The following is an 8,744-nucleotide window of genomic DNA, read 5'->3' on the forward strand; positions in this document are numbered from 1 at the left end:
CATGCTCGCGCTGCAATAAAACCGTCATTGCAGGCCTATATGGAAGTCGGCTCAGGTGTTGCCGTTCCCGGGCTGTAGGCCGGGAGTTTGGGGCGCCGGACGTGGATCGACAGAGCTTGCAAGTGGAGCAGCCGATAATGACCGAGCTAAAACAGAATTCTCCGGCCAGGGATTGGCTTGAAGCCGAGCTCGCCGACACGCTTGACGAAGACTATGAGCTCGAAATGTCGGAGCCGGCGCTGTCGATGGAGATCGCCAAGATCTACAAGAACTCGCATCCGCCTTCGATCGATCGCATGCAGTATTTTCGCGACCTGATCACCCTGCAGTCCGAATTGATCAAGCTGCAGTCCTGGGTCGCCCACCACAAGAAGAAGCTGGTGGTGATCTTCGAGGGACGCGATTCGGCCGGCAAGGGCGGTGTCATCAAGCGCATCACCCAGCGCCTCAACCCGCGCATCTGCCGTGTCGTCGCACTGCCGGCGCCGACGGAGCGCGAAAAGTCGCAATGGTATTTCCAGCGCTATGTCCCGCATCTGCCGGCCGGCGGCGAGATCGTGCTGTTCGACCGCTCATGGTACAACCGCTCGGGCGTCGAGCGGGTGATGGGCTTTGCCCAGCCCGATCAGGTCGAAGAATTCTTCCACGACGTGCCGGAATTCGAGCGCATGCTGGTCCGCTCGGGCATCACCGTGGTCAAATACTGGTTCTCGATCACCGACGAGGAACAGCAGATGCGCTTCCTGATGCGCATCCACGATCCGATGAAACAGTGGAAACTGTCGCCGATGGACCTGCAGTCGCGCGTGCGCTGGGAGCAGTACACCAAGGCCAAGGAAGAGACCTTCGCCCGCACCAACATCCCGGAAGCGCCCTGGTTCATCGTCGAGGGCAACGACAAGAAACGCGCGCGGCTGAACTGCATCGACCATCTGCTCAAGCAGCTGCCTTACGAGGAAGTGCCGCACGAGGAGATCACTTTGCCGGAGCGCGTCTTCAACCCCGAATACGAACGCCAGGTGCTGCCGCGCGAGCTCTACGTGCCGGAGAAGTATTGAGGCAGACGAAGCTGCGATCTCCCCCACGAGGGGAGAGATTGGCTCTCCACCTTACGCCCGCTTGATGGTGACGTGCGTCGCGAGCGGGGTCGCCACCTGCTCGCTGCAGACATAGCCGAGCTTGAGCATGTCCAGGCCGGCAAAAAGGTTCTCGCCCGTGCCCAGCAGCAGCGGCGCGATCGCCAGATGCATCTCGTCGATCAGTTTTTCCTGCAGATATTGCCGTATGGTGGCGACGCCGCCGCCGACCCGCACATCCTTGCCGCCAGCGGCAGCCTTTGCCTGTTCAAGAGCTGAATGGATGCCGTCGACGACGAAGTGGAAAGTGGTGCCGCCCTCCATCGTGATCGGTTCCCGCTTGTGATGGGTCAGCACGAAAACCGGCACATGATAGGGCGGGTTGTCGCCCCACCAGCCTTTCCAGCTGTCGTCAGGCCATTCGCCGCGGATCGGTCCGAACATGTTGCGGCCGAGGATCCAGGCGCCGACATTTTCGAAGCTGCGCGCCGCGAACGCCTCGTTGACGTCGGTGGTGCCGCCATCTTGTCCGAGCACCATCTCGCGGAAGGTGCGGGTGTCGACAAACCACTTGTGCAAGGATTCCCCACCGACGCCGAGCGGATTTTGCAGATCCTGATCGGGACCGGCGCCATAGCCGTCGAGCGATAGGGTGAAAGCGTTGACGCGAAGTTTGGACATGCGAGCCTCCTCGATAACCGATTGTGTTTTGCAAGCAGTTTTTTGTAACAAACCGATTGTGAATTGCAAGCGGTATTTTCAAGCTCAAACGAAGCCCACGCAACGGTCAAGTGGCCCTCGCTATGGATTCCCCGGCCAAGAGCCGGAAATTGGTATGGATGTCGAAGCGGATTGGCCGACATTGCTCGCCGCGACCGGCCGTCGTCGCGAAGAGAAATTACCCCTTCAGCATCTCCGCCACTTCGGGTGCGAAATAGGTCAGGATGCCGTCGCAGCCGGCGCGCTTGAAGGCGAGCAGCGATTCCAGCATTGCCTTCTCGCCGTCGATCCAGCCATTGGCGCCTGCCGCCTTGATCATCGAATATTCGCCCGACACCTGGTAGGCGAAGGTCGGCATCTGGAACTCGTCCTTCAGCCGCCGGATGATGTCGAGATAGGGCAGGCCGGGCTTGACCATCAGCATGTCGGCGCCCTCGGCGATGTCCTGTTCGGCCTCTCTCACCGCCTCGTCCGAATTGGCATGGTCGATGTAATAGGTCTTCTTGTCGCCCTTGAGCAGACCGGCGGTGCCCACCGCCTCGCGATAGGGTCCGTAGAAGGCCGAGGCGAATTTGGTCGCATAGGACATGATCGCCACGTCCTGAAAACCATTGGCATCGAGCGCGTCGCGGATGGCGCCGATGCGGCCGTCCATCATGTCGGACGGTGCGATGATGTCGGCGCCGGCGGCCGCCTGGATGACTGCGGCGGCGGTCACCTGTTCCACTGTCTCGTCGTTGACGATGATGCCGTCGCGCAGGATGCCGTCATGGCCGTGGCTGGTGAATGGGTCGAGCGCTGCGTCGGTGATGATGCCGATCTGCGGTACCGCATCCTTGATCGCGCGGGTGGCGCGGTTGATGACATTGTCGGGATCGAGGATGTGCGAGCCGGTCTGGTCGCGCAGCGAGATGTCCACATTGGGGAAGGTGGCGAGGGCGGGAATGCCGAGTTTTGCCGCGCGCTCTGCCTCCTTGACGGCGAGATCGATCGACAGGCGGAAGACGCCGGGCATGGCGGCGATCGGCTCGCAAACACCCTTGCCCTCGACGACGAAGATCGGCCAGATCAAATCGTCGACCGTGAGCCGGTTCTCTTGCACCAGACGGCGCGACCAGTCGGCCTTGCGCATGCGGCGCAGACGGCGGCTGCCGGTGATTTCGTCGACGCCGCGCGCGCCGGCGGGCTTTGCGGGGGTGAATTTGTTCATCGCCAGTACTCTCGTTCGGGCAGGCTTTTACCACGAGCTCCCGCCGCTGACCAATGCGGCACGATTGTGCCAGCGACCGGGTCGAGGCCTATTCGGGTTGCCCATTGCCTGACAGAATCTGTGCCGCGCCCCTGATGGCGACACGGAAAGCCTCGTCGAAGCCGACACCGCGCACCTGCCAGATGTAGGTCTTGCCGGCCATGGCCAGCCGCCAGTCGGCGATCCAGCCCAGTTCCTTGTCGCTCCAGACGAGACTGCCGTAAAGCGCCTGGTCGGCGCCGGCCTTCTCCGCAAGGGTGTCGAGCTTCGTCATCTCGGCATTGCGAAGCGCCTGATCGTCCAATCCGGCCTGCGACAGCTGCGCCACCGTGGGAAAAGTCACCTGCATGGCCAGCGGTACGGCGGCATTGCCGAACGATTCGCGCATCAGCATGCCACGGTCGTCCTCGGCATCGAGCGCGTAATGCGTTGTTCCGCGCTCGGTCGCCAAAAACACCACCAGCCGTGGCCGCTCGGTCAGCCACGGCCTGCTGCCGAGCGAAGCCAGCACCGGGTCGACGTCAGCAGGCTTGTACTGGCAGTAGAGATTATGAGGCCGATCGTACGTGCCCTGGTCGTCATGGTTGGGAATGCCTTCCATGCGGTCGCGATAGTGGAAACTGGCGACGAAGGTGCCGGCTTTGTCGCGCAATGCCGTCATTTCAGGTTTCGCCGGCAGGCGCTGATCGCCGGAAACCCGCACCAGAACCGCGTCGAGGCAGCGCTTGAAGCCGGACTGGCGGTTCTTCTCGTACTTGCCGTTGACGATGGTCTGCGAGCTGTAGAGGTCTTCCAAAGTCCCCGCCATGACCGGGTGAACAGCCAAGCAGAGGCTCAGCCCGATTGCCACCGGCGCAAGGTGCGAAAATCGAGTCATAAACAATCGTCCCGTTCGAAGACCCAGCAGGTACGCTGCAATGAACTCTACCCAGTTTTCCGTATTGCAGCTCTATTTTTAGCACTGGCTCCTGGTCCGGGCCAGAGCTTGCACCGGTGTCCTCGCCATTGACGCACCCATGCGCCACGCTTTAGCACTTCAGTCCCGGCGGCCGGGAGAGGGATTCTTTCACGATGGATTTTGGCGGAGGCGACGAGATCCGCTTCGAACATCTGGGCCGGGCCGGCGTCGTCACCTTGACGCGGCCGCAGGCGCTCAATGCCTTGACGCACCGCATGATCGGGGCGCTCGACGCCGCTCTTTCCGCCTGGGAGGCCGACCAGGGCATCGACGTCATCGTCGTCAAGGCAGAGGGCAGGGCCTTTTCGGCCGGCGGCGATATCCTGCATGTCTATGAGACAGGTCGGGCGGGAAAACCGCCGGTCGAGTTCTTCGCCGACGAATACCGGCTCAACGCCCGCATCAACAGCTACAAGAAGCCCTATGTCGCCCTGATCGACGGTATCGTCATGGGTGGCGGCGTCGGCATCTCCTTCCACGGCTCGCACCGGGTGATGACCGAGAATGCCCAGTTTGCCATGCCGGAAGTCGGCATCGGCTTCTTTCCGGATGTTGGCGCCAGCCACCTGCTGCCCGATCTCGGCGGCTCCTTCGGCATGTATCTGGCGCTGACCGGCAATCGCATTCGATATGGCGATGCGCTGTGGTCTGGGCTGGCCACCCATACCATCAAGGCCGAGGACCAGGCTGGCTTCCTCGACCGGCTGGCGTTGACCGGCGATCCGGAATCGGTGCTGCGCGGCTTCTTCGTGCAGGCAAGGCGAGAAACCGACAGGCCGACGCTGGAGGCGATTGTCCGTCATTTTTCGCAACCGTCCCTGAACCGCGTCATCGACAGCCTCGAGCGTGCGGCCGCCGCCGATGAGTTCGCGGCAAAGACGCTGGCGACGATCCGCACCCGCTCGCCGACCAGCCTGCGCGTCGCCTGGCGGCAGATCAGCGCCGGACTGACGCTGTCCATGGAAGCCTGCATGAAGATGGAGTTCCGCATCCTCAACCGGATGCTCGCCGGCCATGATTTCTACGAAGGCATCCGCGCTGCCATCATCGACAAGGGCTCGAAGCCGCAATGGCGGCCGGCAAGCCTCGCAGCGGTCAGCGAAGCGGATGTCGACGCCTATTTCGCTCCGCTCGGCGAACGGGAACTCCTGATATGAGCGAGGTGACCTCAAGGCGCATCGTTCTGCAGCCCTCGGGGGTGGAGGTGATCTTCGCCTGGTTCCAGCGCGTCATATCGGGCTACTGCCTGCTGTTCGGCATTCTCTACTGGATCAAGCTGATCGGCTTTTATCCGGGCACACTGTGGCGTTTCGACCTGATGCCCGTGCACTGGCAGGTCGCGGCGGTGGTGCTCGCCGTGTTCTTTCCCTTTGCCGCTGCCGGCCTGTGGATGCTGGCGTCCTGGGGCCCGGTGATATGGTTCATTTGCGCGGTGACCGAGACGGTCATGTACGCCGGCTTTCCCGAGTTGTTCGGCCACCGCTTGCTGATTGTCGTCTCGCATGCGGCGGTGGCGGTGCTCTACGTCGTCTTTCGCGTCGTCATCTACCTGCAGAAGCGCCCGGTCCGCCACTAAGCCGTTGAACCCATTGGCGGCCCGGCTGTCGCCTCGAATGAGCCCTGCAATCGTTGCCGAAATCTTTAGGTTAATTATCCTTGCTCGGGTGACCGTTCGTTAAGCCTCTTCCGAAACCTCTTACCGGTAAGCTCTTGTTAGCCCTAGCGTTTAAGTCGAATTTTATGAGTATTCGATAGTGTCGCGATCAAGGTGAAAAACAAAAAATCACCAGGGCGACAAACGAGAGGCAAAGACAATGATCAATTCGCGTCCGGCGGCGAAGACCGCCAACGTATCCGACGATCGCCGTGAGGCTATCCGTTCCCTGTACATGGAATCGCTGCAGCTTGTTGAACGGCTGCACCGCCGCCTGCTTGATGTGATCAAAGACGAATTCGACCGCAACGGCCGTTCCGACATCAATGCCATCCAGGCACTGCTGCTGTTCAACATCGGCAATTCCGAACTGACCGCGGGCGAGCTGCGCTCGCGTGGCTACTATCTCGGCTCGAACGTCTCCTACAATCTGAAGAAGCTGGTCGATCTCGGCTTCATCAACCATCAGCGCTCGCGCATCGACCGCCGTTCGGTCCGTGTCTCGCTGACGCCGAAGGGCAATGAGGTGGCCGAGGTCGTCGCCGGCCTCTATGAGCGTCATGTCGGCTCGATCGAACAGGTCGGCGGCATCAACACCGATGAGTTCAAGCAGATGAACCGCGCTTTGCAGCGGCTCGACCGCTTCTGGAACGACACCATCGCCTACCGGATGTAAGGATGTAAGACATCCGCCGCATCGGATCCGGCCCGCGCCACAGAAGCGCGGCCGAAATATCGACCTTCAGTCAGGGCCGGTGCCGAGAGGCATCGGCCTTTCTTTGATTTGGCTGGTCATTGCACCGCGTGGTCGATCGCCGATCGATACCCAAAAAGCACGGTCCGTTCTTTTCGGAATGCTGGCCGGTCGGATTTGGCCGCAAGGCCACGTTGCCGCCATATTCCAATGGAACCGAGAATGGCAGTGATGCTGTGGTGAAGGCCATGCGTTCACCCGCAGCCCGTATCGCGCCTGTGCATTGTCACACCAAGCTGATACGGACCATGGTTGGCTAATTGTTAAGATTGCCAATTTTACAGTGCGGGCGAGATCGCCCGGTGATCAACGCAGCAAGTGATCGAACTGCTACCAATGTCTGGAACGTCCATGAAAACCAGCCGTCGTTTTTTCCTGTCCGGAGCCTCCGCGCTCGCAGCCGCGGTGGTCGCCGGCGGCGCCAATGCGCAGGATGTGATCGGTGATATCCTGAAATCCTCGGCGCGCGGCAATTGGGACGACCAGTTCGACGCCCGCGCCAGCGAGGGTGGCAAGGTGGCTTCGACGCTGCCGATCTTCAGCCCGCAGACCGTTGCCTTCACGGAACAGGCGGTCGGGCAATACCAGAACATTGTCGGGCAGGGTGGCTGGGTCGAGGTTCCCGCGACCAAGAAGCTGCAGCTTGGCGTCGATGATCCCGATGTGGTGCCGTTGCGCAAGCGGCTGATGGTTTCCGGCGACCTGTCGCAGAGCGCCGGCATTTCGACGGCTTTCGATTCCTATGTCGACTCGGCAGTCAAGCGCTTCCAACTGCGTCACGGCCTGCCGGCTGATGGCTCGATGGGCAAATACACCTATGCGGCGATGAACGTTTCGGCGCAGATCCGGCTTGGCCAGTTGCAGACCAATCTGCAGCGGCTGCGCGAGAAGGCCGGCACGCTGGGCAGCCGCTACGTGCTGGTCGACATTCCGGCAGCCCAGGTCGAAGCGGTCGAGAACGACCGCGTCGTGCTTCGCCACACCGCGATCGTCGGCAAGATCGATCGCCAGACGCCGATCGTCAATTCCAAGATCACCGAGATCATCGTCAATCCATACTGGAACGCGCCGGTCTCGATCGTGCGCAAGGACATCATTCCGCTGATGCGGAAAAATCCCGATTATCTCAAGAACAGCCACATCCGCCTGTTCGCGCCCGATGGCAGCGAAGTCGATCCGATGAATGTCGACTGGTCGACCGACGACGCCGCCAAGTACCGGTTCCGTCAGGATCCCGGCTCGGAAAACGCCATGGCTTCGGTGAAGATCAATTTCCCGAGCCCTGATGGCGTCTACATGCACGACACGCCGCAGCAGAGCCTGTTCGGCAAGATGTTGCGTTTCGATTCCTCGGGCTGCGTGCGCGTGCAGAATGTGCGCGACCTCGTCACCTGGATCCTGCGCGACACGCCCGGCTGGGACCGCCAGCATTTCGAGGCGGCGATCAAGACCGGTGAAAACACGCCGATCCAGGTCACCAATCCGGTGCCGGTCCACTTCCTCTATCTCTCGGCCTGGTCGACCGGTCCGGGCGTGGTGCAGTTCCGCGACGACGTCTACGCGCTTGATGGCAACAACGAGCTGCAGATCACGTCCGCGCTTTAAATATTTGATTTCTATTTAAAAAGGCCGCCTCTCAGGGCGGCCTTTTTTCATTGATTGGGTGCCGCGGCGTTTTTCACGGGAGGGCGGCTGGACGGATCGGCCGGCTTTGCGCATGGTCGGCGGGAAAGCCTGGAACCGGACCATGGAAGTCGCTGTCTTCATTCTGGTCGTGCTCGTCTTCGTGGCGCTTTCCGGCGCGCTGGTTCGCCTGGTGCGGGTGCCGTTGCCGGTGCTGCAGATTGCGATCGGTGCCGCGCTCGCCTGGCCGGTGCGCGGCATCCATGTCGAGATCAATCCGGAGCTGTTCCTGCTGGTGTTCATTCCGCCGCTGCTGTTCGGCGATGCCTATGGCGCACCGAAGCGTGAACTGATGGCGCTGCGCGGACCGATCCTGGATCTGGCCATAGGGCTGGTCTTCTTCACCATCGTCGGCTTCGGCTACGCCTTGCATTGGCTAGTGCCGAGCATCCCTCTGGTGGTCGCTTTTGCGCTTGCCGCGGTGCTGTCGCCGACCGACGCGGTGGCCGTGTCCTCGATCGTCGACAGGAATGTCGTCCCGGCGCGGCTGATGCACATTCTCGAAGGCGAGTCGCTGCTCAACGACGCTTCAGGCCTCGTCATGTTCCGCTTCGCCGTCGCAGCAGTGCTGACCGGCAGCTTTTCCCTTGCCGCGGCTTCGTTCAGTTTTCTCTATGCCGTGGCGATCGGCATCCTGATCGGCGTCGCGG

General features: G+C 61.5%; 9 protein-coding genes. 6 read left to right on the top strand and 3 right to left on the bottom strand.

Features of this window, described 5'->3' with window-relative positions:
* Nucleotides 1-137 precede the first annotated feature (137 nt).
* Nucleotides 138-1,058 carry a polyphosphate kinase 2 gene (gene ppk2 / locus ENZ75_RS11980; protein WP_013532260.1) on the top strand — a complete coding sequence of 307 codons (921 nt, stop codon included), beginning with the start codon at nucleotides 138-140 and terminating at the stop codon, nucleotides 1,056-1,058.
* A 51-nt stretch (nucleotides 1,059-1,109) separates the two neighbouring features.
* Here ppk2 and ENZ75_RS11985 read toward each other — a convergent pair whose 3' ends face one another.
* From ENZ75_RS11985 to ENZ75_RS11995, 3 genes are all read right to left on the bottom strand, one after another.
* Entirely contained in the window at nucleotides 1,110-1,757 is a 648-nt protein-coding gene (locus tag ENZ75_RS11985) for a dihydrofolate reductase family protein (protein ID WP_063167762.1), read from the bottom strand.
* Between the two features lie 217 nt (nucleotides 1,758-1,974).
* Nucleotides 1,975-3,006 carry a porphobilinogen synthase gene (hemB, locus tag ENZ75_RS11990; RefSeq protein ID WP_027162429.1) on the bottom strand — a complete coding sequence of 344 codons (1,032 nt, stop codon included), beginning with the start codon at nucleotides 3,004-3,006 and terminating at the stop codon, nucleotides 1,975-1,977.
* 88 nt (nucleotides 3,007-3,094) lie between these two features.
* Nucleotides 3,095-3,853 carry a DUF2066 domain-containing protein gene (locus ENZ75_RS11995; RefSeq protein ID WP_245481149.1) on the bottom strand — a complete coding sequence of 253 codons (759 nt, stop codon included), beginning with the start codon at nucleotides 3,851-3,853 and terminating at the stop codon, nucleotides 3,095-3,097.
* Nucleotides 3,854-4,116: 263 nt separating this feature from the next.
* Here ENZ75_RS11995 and ENZ75_RS12000 point away from each other — a divergent pair, with 263 nt between their 5' ends.
* The 5 genes from ENZ75_RS12000 to ENZ75_RS12020 all read left to right on the top strand — a co-directional run.
* A complete protein-coding gene (locus ENZ75_RS12000) occupies nucleotides 4,117-5,160 on the top strand; it encodes an enoyl-CoA hydratase/isomerase family protein (protein WP_013532256.1) in 1,044 nt (347 codons plus the stop codon).
* A complete protein-coding gene (locus ENZ75_RS12005; RefSeq protein ID WP_024504684.1) occupies nucleotides 5,157-5,579 on the top strand; it encodes a DUF6163 family protein in 423 nt (140 codons plus the stop codon). Before ENZ75_RS12000 ends, ENZ75_RS12005 begins: the two co-directional genes overlap by 4 nt.
* A gap of 238 nt (nucleotides 5,580-5,817) precedes the next feature.
* Nucleotides 5,818-6,333 (top strand): winged helix DNA-binding protein, encoded by a 516-nt coding sequence (locus ENZ75_RS12010; protein ID WP_008875359.1) that lies wholly within the window; start codon nucleotides 5,818-5,820, stop codon nucleotides 6,331-6,333.
* A gap of 429 nt (nucleotides 6,334-6,762) precedes the next feature.
* The gene (locus ENZ75_RS12015; RefSeq protein WP_013532254.1) at nucleotides 6,763-8,016 is read left to right on the top strand and encodes a L,D-transpeptidase family protein; all 1,254 of its coding nucleotides are present in this window, start codon (nucleotides 6,763-6,765) and stop codon (nucleotides 8,014-8,016) included.
* A 142-nt stretch (nucleotides 8,017-8,158) separates the two neighbouring features.
* The coding region (locus tag ENZ75_RS12020) for a cation:proton antiporter (protein ID WP_206617032.1) at nucleotides 8,159-8,744 on the top strand (586 nt) is incomplete at its 3' end.

It is taken from the genome of Mesorhizobium sp. M7A.F.Ca.CA.002.04.1.1 (assembly GCF_004022805.1).
In the GTDB taxonomy this organism is placed as follows: domain Bacteria; phylum Pseudomonadota; class Alphaproteobacteria; order Rhizobiales; family Rhizobiaceae; genus Mesorhizobium; species Mesorhizobium ciceri.